The 13,940-nt window shown below is 65.0% G+C and carries 14 protein-coding genes; 6 read left to right on the top strand and 8 right to left on the bottom strand.

The window, feature by feature from the left end:
- Nucleotides 1-144 precede the first annotated feature (144 nt).
- On the bottom strand, nt 145-294 hold the full coding sequence (locus SO180_RS18000) for a hypothetical protein (RefSeq protein WP_449380178.1): 150 nt from the start codon (nt 292-294) through the stop codon (nt 145-147).
- A gap of 165 nt (nt 295-459) precedes the next feature.
- Between SO180_RS18000 and SO180_RS18005 the strand changes: the two genes are divergently transcribed.
- Nucleotides 460-957 (top strand): GNAT family N-acetyltransferase, encoded by a 498-nt coding sequence (locus tag SO180_RS18005; RefSeq protein WP_449380179.1) that lies wholly within the window; start codon nt 460-462, stop codon nt 955-957.
- Here SO180_RS18005 and SO180_RS18010 read toward each other — a convergent pair.
- The 3 genes from SO180_RS18010 to SO180_RS18020 form a co-directional block, all read right to left on the bottom strand.
- Nucleotides 929-1,987, bottom strand: coding sequence for a class I SAM-dependent methyltransferase (locus SO180_RS18010; protein WP_449380180.1), 1,059 nt, complete (start codon nt 1,985-1,987; stop codon nt 929-931). The genes SO180_RS18005 and SO180_RS18010 overlap by 29 nt on opposite strands.
- 398 nt (nt 1,988-2,385) lie before the next feature.
- Entirely contained in the window at nt 2,386-2,679 is a 294-nt protein-coding gene (locus tag SO180_RS18015) for a hypothetical protein (protein ID WP_449380181.1), read from the bottom strand.
- A 468-nt stretch (nt 2,680-3,147) separates the two neighbouring features.
- On the bottom strand, nt 3,148-4,059 hold the full coding sequence (locus SO180_RS18020; RefSeq protein ID WP_449380182.1) for a GntR family transcriptional regulator: 912 nt from the start codon (nt 4,057-4,059) through the stop codon (nt 3,148-3,150).
- Nucleotides 4,060-4,146: 87 nt separating this feature from the next.
- On the opposite strand from SO180_RS18020, the gene SO180_RS18025 reads away from it, so the two are divergent.
- From SO180_RS18025 to SO180_RS18045, 5 genes are read left to right on the top strand one after another with little or no spacing between them, the layout of a single operon-like run.
- Entirely contained in the window at nt 4,147-5,082 is a 936-nt protein-coding gene (locus tag SO180_RS18025) for a hydroxymethylglutaryl-CoA lyase (protein ID WP_449380183.1), read from the top strand.
- Complete coding sequence (locus SO180_RS18030) at nt 5,079-6,293, top strand: CaiB/BaiF CoA transferase family protein (protein WP_449380184.1); 1,215 nt, start codon at nt 5,079-5,081, stop codon at nt 6,291-6,293. Before SO180_RS18025 ends, SO180_RS18030 begins: the two co-directional genes overlap by 4 nt.
- 37 nt (nt 6,294-6,330) lie before the next feature.
- Complete coding sequence (locus SO180_RS18035; RefSeq protein ID WP_449380185.1) at nt 6,331-7,377, top strand: ABC transporter substrate-binding protein; 1,047 nt, start codon at nt 6,331-6,333, stop codon at nt 7,375-7,377.
- Entirely contained in the window at nt 7,374-8,222 is an 849-nt protein-coding gene (locus SO180_RS18040; RefSeq protein ID WP_449380186.1) for an ABC transporter ATP-binding protein, read from the top strand. Before SO180_RS18035 ends, SO180_RS18040 begins: the two co-directional genes overlap by 4 nt.
- Nucleotides 8,223-8,224: 2 nt before the next feature.
- Complete coding sequence (locus tag SO180_RS18045; RefSeq protein WP_449380187.1) at nt 8,225-9,076, top strand: ABC transporter permease; 852 nt, start codon at nt 8,225-8,227, stop codon at nt 9,074-9,076.
- 39 nt (nt 9,077-9,115) lie between these two features.
- Here SO180_RS18045 and SO180_RS18050 read toward each other — a convergent pair whose 3' ends face one another.
- The 4 genes from SO180_RS18050 to dxs form a co-directional block, all read right to left on the bottom strand.
- Nucleotides 9,116-10,363, bottom strand: coding sequence for a class I SAM-dependent RNA methyltransferase (locus tag SO180_RS18050; RefSeq protein ID WP_449380188.1), 1,248 nt, complete (start codon nt 10,361-10,363; stop codon nt 9,116-9,118).
- The gene (locus SO180_RS18055; protein WP_449380189.1) at nt 10,356-11,090 is read right to left on the bottom strand and encodes a TlyA family RNA methyltransferase; all 735 of its coding nucleotides are present in this window, start codon (nt 11,088-11,090) and stop codon (nt 10,356-10,358) included. The genes SO180_RS18050 and SO180_RS18055 overlap by 8 nt, the downstream gene beginning before the upstream one ends.
- 27 nt (nt 11,091-11,117) lie before the next feature.
- Nucleotides 11,118-11,672, bottom strand: a complete 555-nt coding sequence (locus SO180_RS18060) for a nucleoside 2-deoxyribosyltransferase (protein WP_449380190.1) — start codon at nt 11,670-11,672, stop codon at nt 11,118-11,120.
- A 202-nt stretch (nt 11,673-11,874) separates the two neighbouring features.
- On the bottom strand, nt 11,875-13,803 hold the full coding sequence (gene dxs / locus SO180_RS18065; RefSeq protein ID WP_449380191.1) for a 1-deoxy-D-xylulose-5-phosphate synthase: 1,929 nt from the start codon (nt 13,801-13,803) through the stop codon (nt 11,875-11,877).
- Nucleotides 13,804-13,940: the final 137 nt, after the last annotated feature.

Consider the following 13,940-nt stretch of genomic DNA (forward strand, 5'->3'; position numbering starts at 1 on the left):
CGGACCTCCGCCTCAGCCAACCATGCCCGCCGTACGTCACGCCATCGTCGATCTCATCCTTCGGCCGCCGTCTCAACAGTGTCCATACTGCCGAAAAAAAATCCTTGAAAAACACTGGCGCAAACAGATTCTGCCAAAGTAGTGCTAGAATGAATCGTCATCTCGCGGCGCGACCGGCTTGCCGTCGAACGTCGCGCGGGTGCATTGCATCGCCGTAACGGCATCCGCCAGCGCGGATTTCTCCGCCGGTGCCGTCTCCAGCGCGATCGCGATGCTGTCGCCGCCAATCGCCACGTTCGCCTTGAAGCCGAGCAGGGAGGCCGCGAGTGCGAGGTCTTCGACTGCGCAGCCGGGGAAGATGTGAAGCTCGCGATTGCATGGCGCTGCGGTTGACCAACATCAACGTCCGGATTGCCAACGGCTCGACCGCCGGAGAAACTGGCGCGACGTCAAAAGGAGATGAATGGGATGGCGAACGCCAGACTTGCGGAAAGCGCTGATCTCGCCGGCCTGCTCGAGCTCTTTCGCGTCTCGGAGGTCAGCGCCGCGGCCGAGCCGCAGGAACGGGCCCAAGATATCTGGCGGCAGACCCTGTCGCGCGACGACCTCGCCGTGTTCGTGTCGGACACCGACGGCCAAATCGTCGCGACCTGCATGCTCATCACCGCGCCCAACCTGCTGCGCGGCGGCCGCCGGCACGGCTTTCTCGAGAATGTCGCGACACACCCGGAATTTCAGGGGCGCGGACACGGGCGTGCCGTCGTCGCCGCGGCGCTGGAGGCGGCGTGGACCAGGGATTGCCACCACGTGCTCATGCAAAGCGGCCGCGAGGACGCGCGCGTGCATCGTTTCTACGAGCGTTGCGGTTTCGTGCCGGGCCTGCGCGTCGGCTACGTCGCGCGCAGACCCGAGCCCGGCATGATCGACGTCAGATCCGCGCCTCCAGGATCAGGTTGAAGGGCGTCTCGGCGGCACGACGGAAGCGGCTCAAGCCGCCCTCGCGCGCGACCTTGCGCAGCCTTGCCTCGCCGGCCTGAGCACCGAGCGCCATGCCGACCTCCTGATCGAGCGATGCCGGTGTGCAGATCATGGTCGATGCCGCGTAATAGACGCGCCCCACCGGATTGAGGTTGTCTTCGAGGCGATCATTGGCGAACGGCTCGACCAGCATGCAGGTGCCGTCGTTCGCCATGGACTCGCGCACGTGGCTGATGGCGCCGACGGGATCGCCCATGTCGTGCAGGCAGTCGAAGAAGCAGACGAGATCATAGCCTTCGGCCGGATAGGTCTTGGCCGAATGAACGGCGAAGCTGACGCGGTCTCCGAGCTTGGCTTCTGCGGCCGACCGGCGCGCAGCTTCGATCGAGCCTTCGTGATAGTCAAAACCGTAGAAGCGGGAGTTCGGGAAGGCTTCCGCCATCAGCCGTGTCGAGACGCCGTGCCCGCAGCCGACATCGGCGACCTTGGCGCCGCGCTTGAGTTTTTCCACCACGCCCTCGAGCGCGGGCAGCCACTCCTGGACCAGATGATGCCTGTAGCCGGTACGGAAGAAGCGGGCGGTGCCGCAGAACAGGCATTCGCTGCGCCGGTTCCAGCCGACACCCTTGCCGGTCTTGAAGGCGTCCGTAACCTTCGGCTCGTCGAGGAACGTCGCCGCGACGACATCGCCGAATGCGCCTAGGAACACCGGGCTGTCCGCGTCGGCCAGCGCCATCGCCTGCTCCGGCTGCATCGAGAATTTTCCGCTCGCGGAATCGTATTCGATGTAACCGGAGGCCGCCTGGCTCGCCAGCCACTCGCGGATATAGCGCTCCTTCGTTCCGGTCGCGCTCGCGAGTTCGGTGGAGTTCATCGGCCCCTTGGCGGCGAGGGTGCGGTAGAGGCCGAGCTTGTCGCCCAGCAGGACCAGCGATGCATTCATCGCCGCGCCCAGCTCGGTGACCATCTTGCCCATAAAAGCATTCAACCTGTCGGTATCGACTTCCATGACAGCCTCCATGCGGTGTCGGGCATTTACCAGCAGTTGTGCTTTGCCGGACCGCGCACGAGCCATCGGCCGTGATGAGAGCGAGGCTCTCGGAAATCCGCGGGTCCTCTAAGTGGGTCAATCCGGTGCGCAGCTGGTTCAACGTGTCGGCGCACACCTCTCCGCGAGCCCGACGGGAACCGCTGCCTATTTCGGGCGCGGCCTACCGTCGGGCACCCGCCCCGCAATTACCAACCAATGATGCACGATCGCCCATTTGTCGCGTCCGCGCGGATTGAAATCCAGGAGGGGCGACTTGGCACTTTGAAGTTCGAGGAAGAATTCGAGAGTTTTTTTGCGCGCGGATCGATAGCGCGGCAATCGTTGCCTCGCGATCCAGCGATCCCATTCCCGGACAATCAGGAATTGTCGTCTTGTCCATTGAGCCATCGCAGCCCGCTTGCGTACGGATCAAGGTCGCGCTGGAGGTCAGATGACGGAAGCGGCGGGCGGTCAAGCCCTGGTTCAATGGGATGTGTTTGCTGTCGAGCGCTCAACTCAGAGGGGCCGGCGGCTGCATCGTCTCGCAATGCGTTGAACACCTGGGCGGCCATTGCGCTTAGCTTGGTCAGGCTCCTTTCGATGTCGCTGTGCATCCGAGCGAGTTCACGGGATCGCTGATATTTGCTGAACTGAATAATTTGAGCCGACATGGCAATGCTCCGGCGGTATGTCTTGCCAGAGTAGTCGCCGGTAGGCGGATTTTCCTATCTGCCAATTCAGGTGGCAGGCGCATTCTTTTGGGTGGCAATCACATGTGCCATCGATGAGCGCAGCCGTTCCCGTTGGCGGGACGTTTCGCCTCGAATTGGGGAAGCTGACGACGAAGCCGACTTAATCGGCCGGGGTCATATACCGGCCATAAAGTACGTCTCGTCGCCGCCTGTATGTCTTCGAGATAGCCCGCATCGCGACGATGCAAATGACAGAACAAGCGATTTCAATGATCACTTGAGTCGTTCCGTATGAAAAAGAAACAGGTAATAATTGCGGACATTAGCAGATTCTGGACTGGCTGGGGCGGGCAGACCGGCCAGTTTCAAAGCAAGGACCGATTTTTTCTGAGCGTGCGACATTTTTGTCGCAATTGCGGGAGAACCAGCGGCCACGTCGCCCAGGTCTCAAGACAAGGCGGCCACCAGCGGGCGTTGCAGGTGTCTTGCCATCAGCTCCGCTGCCTCGGCATAGCGCCGCGCTTCCAGGAGGTCGAGCAGGCGCAAATGCTCACGCACGTGCCGGCGCATGCCGTCGCGGTCGGCGAAGCTGCGATAGGCGAACAGGCGCCTGATCGAGTTCACACGCTTGAGCGCTTCGATGAAGAACGGATTACCGGCTCCGCGGATGATCTCTTCATGAAACTCGCAGCCGGAGTGATAGATTTCGCCGATCGTCATCTTCTCGAGCTCACCTTCCAGGACGCGCAGCTGACGCTCGCGCAACCGTGCGATCACCTCCTGAGGTAGCATGAAGTGGGGCTGCGCGATCGCCGCGGGCTCGATCACCGCGCGAAACGCCATCGCCTTGGCCTGTGCTTCGGGGCTGGAGATCGTCTCCGCAAAGCGCCAGCCATAGCCCGGCAGGCGCGCGATCCAGCCCTCGGCCGCGATACGGTCGAGCAGCCGCTGCAGCTCGGCCCGGCTCAGATCATAACGGCGCATCAGCTCCGCCTCGGTGACATCAGCCGGCAGCCGGCTCGCGAGCACGTCGCCCGCAATCGTCGCATAGACGTGTTCGCTGCGCCTGACTGCCGCGAGGGCCGGTTGGGCTGCGCCGCTGGTCGGATTCTTCGCCAGCACGAAGCCGCGATGCGGCTCACCGCGCGCCAGCCCTGCCGCCTCAAGAGCCTTGAGGCCAAGCCGGATCGGCGCGCGCGAAAGGTCCAGCGCATCCGCAAGTCTTTGTTCGATCAAGCGATCGCCGGCCTTCATGCCTTCGCGCCGGGCGAGCGCCATGATCAGGCCGGCGAGGTGCTCGGCGCGCTCGGAACCGCCGTTCCTGGTGGCGCGCAGTCGGGAACTATCGGACGTGGTCATTGCAGCGCACGCAAGGTTTAGGCTTGACAGACTGTCCCATGGATTGTTCTTTTATGCAACAATATACAATCAAGCAGGGAGAGCCCGATGGCGCGCGCGCCGGATGTCCATATTTGCGAGGTCGCTCCCCGCGATGGCCTGCAGAATCTCGACATCTTCGTTCCCACCGAAGCCAAATGCACGCTGATCGACACGATCGTTGCCGCCGGTGTGCGCGAGATCGATGCCGGATCCTTCGTGCCGCCAAAGGTCGTGCCGCAATTCGCCGACGTCGATGCGGTGATGGCGCATGCGCTCACGCACAACACGGCGACCATCGGCGCGCTGGTGCCAAATCCGAAGGGCGCCGAGCGCGCCATCTCCGCCGGCGTCAACGCCGTCTATTTCGTCATCTCGGCAAGTGAGACGCACAATCGCGCCAATGTGCGCCGCTCGGTCGAAGAGCAGCTCGAGGGATTTCGCGCGGTCCGAGCCGCGGTCGATGCCCGGCCGGTGGACCAGCGGCCGCAACTGATGGGCGCGATCTCCACCTCCTTCGGCTGCTCCCTGGAAGGCGAGGTCAGCGAAGCGGCCGTGTGCCGGGTCGCGCGCGCCTTTGCCGAAGCCCGCGCCGACGAGATCGGGCTTGCCGATACCGTCGGCTACGCGACCCCCAAACTGATCAGGCAGATCGTCGAAGCTGTCAGGCGCGAGGTCGGATCGCAGATGACGCTGCGGCTGCATCTGCACGACACGCTCGGTGCCGGCCTTGCCAATGCCGTCGCAGGCCTCGAGGCGGGGATTCGCCGTTTCGATGCGGCGGTATCCGGGCTCGGTGGCTGCCCCTTTGCCCCGGGCGCGCGCGGCAACATCGTCACCGAGGATCTCGTGTTCATGCTGGAGCGGATGGGCCTTTCCACCGGCATCGACCTCGATCGCCTGATGCAAACGCGCGAGATTCTCGCCCGCCATATCCCGGCGAAACATCTGACGGGGCATCTGCACGAGGCGGGCATCCCCAAGGTGCTGCGGAGGGCGGCATGACGGTTTCTATGCGCGAGACCGCACCGGAGCTTCGTCCGCTGGCCGGCGTTCGCGTCATCGAGTTCAGCCAGATGGTGATGGGGCCGAGCTGCGGGCTGATCCTCGCCGATCTCGGCGCCGACGTGATCAAGGTCGAGCCGCCCAAGGGCGACCGCACCCGCTATTTCAAGGGCCCCGCCGCCGGCTTCTTCGCCACCTACAGTCGCAACAAGCGCAGCATCGCGCTGGACACGTCGACCGCGGAAGGCCAGAACATCGCGCGCAAGCTGATCGAGAGCAGCGATGTCCTGATCGAGAATTTCCGGCCGGGCCTGTTGAAGCGCATCGGCCTCGACTACGAGAGCGTCGCCGCGTTTGCGCCCCGCCTGATCTATTGCTCGCTCAAAGGCTATCTTCCCGGCCCTTACGAAAACCGCCTCGCCCTCGACGAGGTCGTGCAGATGATGGGCGGCCTTGCCTACATGACCGGCCTGCCGGACCGGCCGATGCGCGCCGGCGCCTCGGTCAACGACATCATGGGCGGTATGTTCGGCGTGATCGCGATCCAGGCGGCGCTCGCCGAGCGGCAGCGCACCGGCCGCGGTCGTTACATCCAGAGCGCATTGTACGAGAACAACGTGTTCCTGATGGCGCAGGCCATGATGTGCGAGGTGGTCAGCGGCCAGCCGTCGATCCCCTATTCGATCAAGGACAGCCCGTGGCCGGTCTACGACCTCTTCGACACCAAAGACGGCTCAAAACTGTTCGTCACCATCGTCGGCGAAGAGCAATGGGAGGCGTTCTGCCGCGCCTTCGATTGCGAAGCCTGGCTTGCCGATCCGCGCTTTGCGACGAGCAACGATCGTGTCGACCATCGCGGCTGGCTGATCCCGGAGATCGCGAAGATCTTCAAGCAATGGGACAAGGCCGATCTCGCCGCGCGCCTCGAGCAGCTCGATCTGCCCTACGCGCCGGTGAACAAGCCCGGCGATCTCTTCGATGACCCGCATCTCAACCAGTCGGGTGGGCTGACCGACATTCACTTGCCTGACGGCGGCGAGGCAAAGACGCCGCTGTTGCCGATCTCCATGGACGGCCGGCGCCTGCCCAACCGTTACGATCCGCCCCAGATCGGCGAGCAGACGAGCGAGATCCTGAGCGAGATCGGCCTTTCCCCGAACGAAATCGAAGCGCTGCGACAAGCAGGGACGATCAAAGCCGCGCCGTCCTGACGCTTGGCGCGATCAAAGAGAACACAGGGAGGAGCACATGACCATTACCAGGCGCCAGGCGCTGATCGCGGGCTCCGCATTGGCCGGCGCATCGCTGCTGCCGGGACGATTGCGCGCGGAGGGCAAGCAGGTCTCGCTCGCGTTCGGACCGGTATCGCCGGTCTACGCCATCGGCATGATCGCGGAGCTGAAGGGGTACTTCAGAGACGAAGGGCTCGATTCGAAGCTCGTGACCGGCAACGCCGGCACGTTCGGCCGCCAGACGCTGGCGGCGGGACAGGCGCTGTTCGCGCATGGCGATGCCAGCCATCCGCTTCAGCTCAGCGCGCGCGGCAAACCCTGCAAGATCCTGCTCGCGACCGAGATGGTGTGTTCCTACGCCAACATCATGGTCCGGCAGGACCTCTACGAGAGTGGCATCAACTCGGTCGAAAAGCTCGCGGACTACAAGCGCGCGGACGGCGCCAAGCCGATCGTCGCCGCCACCGCGATCGGCTCGGGCACCTGGGTGTTCGGCACCTACGTGTTCGAGGCGCGCGGACTCGGCGACAGGGTCAACTGGGTTGCGGGCGGCGGACCCAACACGATGTTCCCCTCGCTCCAGACCAAGCAGTTCGACGCCATCATGGCGCCGCCGAGCTGGATCGTCGAGGTCGAGAAGAAGGGTTTTGGCAGGACCATCTACGACACGTCGAAGCCCGGCGTGTTCGAGAAAGATTTCGGCGGCACGCTGCCCGTGCTCGTGATCTATACGCTCCAGGACACGGTCGAGCAGGACAAGGCGATGGTGCAGGCCTATGTCAACGCGGTCTACCGCGCGATGGCCTTCGTGAAGGCGACGCCGCTCGCGGATGTGCAGGCGCTGGTCACGCCGAAATATTTCTCCGGCATCGACCCCGATGCAATCAGCGCCGAGCTCGGCTTCGACAAGTCGACCTGGGCCTATGACGGCAGCATCGACAAGACCTCGTTCGAGCGCGGCGCCAAGCCCTGGTACCGCAAGGGTACCGACATTCCCGAGACCAAGTACGCGGATGTCGTCGATATGAGCTTCCTTGAGTCAGCCAGGGCGAAATACAAATGATGGCCGCACCCAGCCCGGGCCTCGCGCGCGCGAGAGACGACGATGATAGGGCAGGGGCGCGTACGCGCATCGCCGTGCAGGGTCTCGCCAAACGCTTCAGCGCGTCCGGTCGCGAGTTCGTGGCGGTCGATGATGTGTCGTTCGAGGTCAGGCAGGGCGAATTCGTAGCACTGCTCGGCCCATCCGGCTGCGGCAAGAGCACTATCCTTAACATGGTCGCGGGACTGTTGCCGCGCTCGGGCGGACGCATCCTCATCAACGACGACACTGTCGAGACCGGCAAGGTCAACCCCAGGGTCGGCTATGTCTTCCAGCGCGACACGCTCTTTCCCTGGCGGACCGTGGAGCAGAACATCGGCTACGGGTTGGAGATCGCGGGGTTGCCCAAGACCGAGCGTGCCCGGCGCGTGGCTTCGGCGGTCGAGAAGGCCGGGCTCACAGGTTTTGCGCAGAGCTTTCCGCGCATGCTGTCCGGCGGCATGCGCCAGCGCGTCGCCTTGATGCGGACGCTGATTCTGGAGCCCGAAATCCTGCTGATGGACGAACCGTTCGGTGCGCTCGACACCCACACCAAGCTCGAGATGCATAAGACCCTGCTGGAGATCTGGGAGCGCGAGCGGCAGACCGTGTTGTTCGTGACGCACGATCTCGGCGAGGCGCTGACGCTCGCAAGCCGCATCATCCTGCTCTCGGCGCGGCCCGGGCGGCTCAAGGAGGATTTCGACGTCGCCATCCCGCGGCCGCGCGATCCCGTGGCCGTGCGCGAGAGCGCCGAATTCGGCCGCCTCTATTCCCACATCTGGCATTCGCTCGGCGAAGAATTCCGCCGCACCAGGGTTGACTGACCATGGCCAAAAGCCGCATTGCGATCCTGTTCTGGCAACTGGCCATTCTCGCCGCTGTGCTCGTCATCTGGCAGTGGGGCTTTGAATGGAGCAAGGCGCTGCTGCCGAAGGCTTACGTGCCAAAAATCCTAGATCCCTATTTCGTCGCCAAGCCGTCGCTGATCTGGCAGAGCTTCCTGCGGCTTGGCTGCTTTGCCGATGCCGACGGCTTTGCTGCCTGCATCAGGGGCAACGACAATAATTTATGGCTTGCCACGCTGGTCACGCTGAAGAACACCTGGTGGGGATTCTTGTTCGGATCGGCGAGCGGGATCGCCGCCGGTCTGATCCTCGGCCGTTCCGATTTCCTGGCCCGCGTGTTCGGCCCCTACGTCGTGGCGCTCAACTCGATTCCGCGCATCGCACTGGTGCCGCTCGTCATCCTGATCTTCGGCCTCGGCGATCTCTCGAAGATCGCGACTGCCTGGCTCGTCGTGTTCTTCGTGGTGTTCTTCAACACATTCGAGGGAACGCGCGCGGTCGATCGCGACCAGATCGCAGCCGCCCGTCTGCTCGGCGCCAGCGAATTCACCGTGCTGCGCACCGTCGTGATCCCGTCCGCGCTCGCCTGGGTGTTCGCTTCGCTCCTGCCGGCGGTGTCTTTTGCGCTGATCGGCGTCATCGTCGGCGAGTTCATCGGTGCCGAACGCGGGCTCGGCAAGCTCATCATCGAAGCCGAGGCACGCGCCAACGCCAGCGAGATGATGGTCGCCATCTTCGTCATGATGTTCGTCGGAATTTTGCTCGCGCTCGCCGTGCGCTCGCTGCAATCCTACCTGCTGCGCTGGCAGCCGCAATTCGAGCAGTCGGCGTAGAGGCCAGGTAGGATCCGGCGGCAGGCGGCTCTTATCGCGTCACCGGCTGAACCGCGCCACCAGCTCGACATGCGGCGTGTGGCGAAACTGGTCGACCGGCACCACGGTCTCGAGCTTGTAGCCGCCGTCGATCAGGAGGCGCGCGTCGCGGGCGAAGGTTGCGACGTTGCAGGATACGGCGACCACGACCGGCACCTTGCTAGCGGCGAGTTTCAGCGCCTGCGCCTGCGCACCCTGGCGTGGCGGGTCGAACACGACGGCGTCGAACTCGCGCAGCTCCTGCGGCACCAGCGGGCGGCGGAACAGGTCGCGCGGCGCGGACGTGATCGGTTTCAGGCCCGGAGTGCGCGCAGCTTTCGCGAGCGCTGCGACGGCGCCGGCGTCGCTGTCATAGGCCGTGACGCGCGCCTTTTCCGCAAGTCTCAGGGCAAATGGACCGACGCCGCAGAAGAGATCGGCGATCTCCTTGGCCTTGCCGACGCGCTCGCTCACCAGCGCGGCCAGCGTCTCTTCGCCGGCCACGGTTGCCTGGAGGAAAGAGCCCGGCGGCAGCGTCACCTCTGCGCGGCCCATGCGCAGCGTCGGCGGCAGCCGTTGCAGCACGAGCTCGCCGTGCCGCGTCAGCCGCGCGAGCCGATGCTGCTCCGCGACGCCTGAGAGCGCCGTGATCATCGCCGCCGGCAGCGGACCTGAACCGCGCACGTCGACGTCGAGGCCGTTCTCGGTCGCGGTGACCTGGATGTCGAGCGGCTTGGTCACCGCCATTTTCGACGTCAGCGGCTCGGCGACTGCCCAGGCCGCGTCGAGCGCGCCTTCGAGCGCCGGATCGAGGATCGGACAACGATGGATCGGGATGACGTCGTGCGAGCTCGTTGCGGCAAAGCCCACCTTCAGGATCTCATGCGTGCCGAGCCGGCCATGCAGCGTGATCCGCCGCCGGCCCGCGCCATGCGCGTCGACCGGCGGCGCCACCTCGCACGCGACGCCGGCCTGTGCCAGCGTCTCGACCACGATGTTGCGCTTCCAGGCTTGGTACGGCGCGGCCGCCCAGTGCTGGATCGCGCAGCCGCCGCAGACGCCGAAATGCGGACAGAACGGCGCGATGCGCTCGGGGCTTGCCACATCGACCGCGAGCAGCTTGCGGCGGTCCGGATGATGGCCCGGAACATGCTCGACCTCGACGGTCTCGCCGCCGAGCGCATAGGGCACGTAGATCGCCTCACGATCATCGAGACAGACGCCATCACCGCGGTGGCCGACGTGATCGATTGCCAGACGCTCAACCACGGCGCGCGCCCAGGAAGAATTCGATGTTGCCATCGCCGCCCGTGATCGGCGACGGGAACACCTCGATGTCGGTGCAGCCGAGCGAGGCGGCGAAGGCCGCGATGTCGTCGCAGATCTTCTGATGCACGGCGGCGTCGCGGATGATCCCCTTCTTGTTGTGCTTCCGCTCGGCCTCGAATTGCGGCTTGATCAGCGCGAGCAGGCTCATCGGCGCCGCCGCCAGCGACAGCGCCACCGGCAGCACCGTCTTCAGCGAGATGAAGCTGACGTCGATGACGACGATGTCGGGCCGCGCCGGCAGGCGCTTGCCTTCGTAAGAGCGGATGTCGGTTTCCTCCATCGAGACAATCTTGGGATGACCGCGCAGCGACGGATGCAACTGCTCGCGCCCGACGTCGATTGCAAAGACGAGGCTCGCGCCGTTCGCCAGCAGCACCTCGGTGAAGCCGCCGGTGGAGGCGCCGACGTCGAGGCAGACATGGTCCTCGATCTCGATGGGATAGCGCTCCAGCGCACCGGCGAGCTTGACGCCGCCGCGCGAGACATAAGGATGCGCCGGCTCGGCCTTAAGCACTGCGTCCTCCGCGATGGTCTCGGAGGGCTTTGCGACGGGCTTGTCGTTGGCGGTGACGAGCCCGGCCTCGATCGCCGCGCGCGCCCGCGCCCGGCTCTCGAACAGGCCGCGTTCGACCAGCAGAACATCCGCGCGCTTGCGGGGAGGGGACATCAGGCTCTCCGGGACCGGCTGAAGCGCTTATGTAGAGATAAGTCGCGCGGCCGCCATCCGGACGCAAGTCTCGAACGCGGCGAGATCGTGCCAGACGTCGATGGGTATCTCGGCCGGCGTTACCAGCGGGCAGCCGTGCAGCTCCAGCGCGTGGACCATCATGAGATTGTCGACGAGGCCAAAATCCTCGATCGTCAGTCCTTGCGCATCAACCAGGCGGCCGTCCTCGGTGGTGATATCCATGAAGCGGCCGACGCGGTCGGCATAGAGGGCGGGATCGTTGGAGTAGGCGAGGCACAGCTTGCCGTGGCCGGCCATGTAGCCGAGCTCGTAGACGGTGCCGGGATCGGCCCCGGCGCCGCGGAAGGGAGTGAGATTGGCGATGATGGCGTCGGCCGCATCCATCATCGCCTCGTTGGCGGCGAAGATCCGCCGCGAGGCATCGGGCGCGGCGAGGTCGACTGCGTTGTCGAGAGGATAGAGTCCGACGAGTCCATGCGCCGCGCAGATCGCGGCCTTCCGTCGGCCGATCTCAACCGCATCCGGCAGGAACACGTCGGGGCCTGCCAGATAGATTTTCATGGAGCCAAAGCCGGAAAAATTCTGGATCAAGGTACGAGCCGCAGCGCGTGCTCTGCTCCCTCCCCCGCCTGCGGGGGAGGGTTGGGGAGAGGGTGATTCCGCAATCGAGAACCCCCTAGAGGAGAGAGCCCTCACCCGGATCGCTTCGCGATCCGACCTCTCCCGCAAGCGGGAGAGGTAAGAGGCAGTGCCCGCGCAACAATCAGGCGAGCTTGACCGTCTCGGTCTTCACATCCTTGCCGAGCGCCTCGAATACCTTGGCGACGATGCCCTTGGCGTCGAGACCGGCGCGGCCGTACATCGCGGCCGGCGTGTCATGGTCGAGGAACGCGTCGGGCAGCACCATCGTGCGGAACCGCACGGCGCCACTGTCGAGAACGCCCTGGTCGGTCAGGAACTGCGCGACATGCGAGCCGAAGCCGCCGACCGAGCCTTCCTCGATCGTGATCAGGATCTCATGCTCGCGGGCGAGCTTGAGCACCAGGTCGGTGTCGAGCGGCTTCATGAAGCGCGCATCCGCGATCGTGGTGGAAAGGCCATGCGCGGCGAGCTCGTCGGCCGCCTTCTCGCACTCCGCAAGGCGGGTGCCAAAGGAGAGCAGGGCGATCTTGCTGCCCTGGCGCACGACGCGACCCTTGCCGATCTCGAGGGGAATGCCGACCTCGGGCATCTCGACGCCGCGGCCTTCGCCGCGCGGATAGCGCAAAGCGCTCGGACGGTCGTTGATCGCGACCTGGGTCGCGACCATGTGCACCATTTCAGCCTCGTCCGCGGCCGCCATGATCACCATGTTCGGCAGGCAGCCGAGATAGGCGTTGTCGAACGAGCCCGCATGCGTCGCGCCGTCGGCGCCGACGAGGCCGGCGCGATCGATGGCGAAGCGCACGGGCAGGCTCTGGATCGCGACGTCATGCACGACCTGGTCGTAACCACGCTGGAGGAAGGTCGAGTAGATCGCGCAGAACGGCTTGTAGCCTTCTGTGGCGAGGCCTGCGGCAAACGTCACGGCGTGCTGCTCGGCGATGCCGACGTCGAAGGTGCGGTCGGGGAATGCCTTGTTGAAGATGTCGACGCCGGTGCCCGACGGCATCGCCGCGGTGATGGCGACGATCTTCTCGTCCTTCTGCGCTTCCTTGACGAGGCTCTGGCCGAACACGTTCTGGTAGGCCGGCGCATTCGGCTTGGCCTTGACCTGCGTGCCGGTCGCGACGTCGAACTTGACCACTGCGTGGTATTTGTCGGCGGAGGCTTCTGCCGGGCCGTAGCCCTTGCCCTTCTGGGTCACGACGTGGACCAGGATCGGGCCGGTCTCCATGTCGCGCACGTTCTTCAGCACGGGTAGCAGATGGTCGAGATTGTGGCCGTCGATCGGGCCGACGTAATAGAAGCCGAGCTCCTCGAACAGCGTGCCGCCGTCCATCATGAAGCCACGGGAGTATTCCTCGACGCGGTTGGCGCGGTTGGCAATGATCTTGGGCAGGCGCTTGTTGATCTGCTTGGCCGCCTCGCGCAGCGTGCGGTAGGTCTTGCCGGAGTAGAGCCGCGACAGATACGCGCTCATCGCGCCGACCGGCGGGGCGATCGACATGTCGTTGTCGTTGAGGATGACGATCAGGCGGGAGTTCATCGCGCCCGCATTGTTCATGGCCTCATAGGCCATGCCGGCGGACATCGCGCCGTCGCCGATCACGGCGATCACGTTGTTCTTCCCGCCGGAGAGGTCGCGCGCGACCGCCATGCCGAGGCCGGCCGAGATCGAGGTCGAGGAGTGCGCCGCGCCGAACGGATCGTAGTCGCTCTCGCTGCGCTTGGTGAAGCCGGAGAGGCCGCCGCCGGTGCGCAAGGTGCGGATGCGGTCGCGCCGCCCGGTCAGGATCTTGTGCGGATAGGCCTGGTGGCCGACGTCCCAGATCAGCCGGTCGCGCGGCGTATCGAAGATGTAATGGATCGCGGTGGTGAGCTCGACGACGCCGAGGCCCGCTCCGAAATGACCGCCGGTCACGGAAACGGCGTCGATGGTCTCCTGCCGCAGCTCGTCGGCAACCTGGCGGACCTGCTCGATCTTGAGCTTGCGCAGATCATCCGGCGTCCGGATGGTGTCGAGAAGCGGCGTCTTGCTGTATGCGTTCACGGCGATTTCCAATTTTAAGGGCCGGACGACCGTCCGGCGCGAGATGGGTATGCATAATATTGGCGCAGCGCGAGCCCTGACTGTCGGAGCCAACTGCGCGGGGCAAAGCCCCTTCTTCAAGCTTAAGTGAGCCTAAG

The sequence above is a fragment of the Bradyrhizobium sp. UFLA05-112 genome (assembly GCF_053572325.1).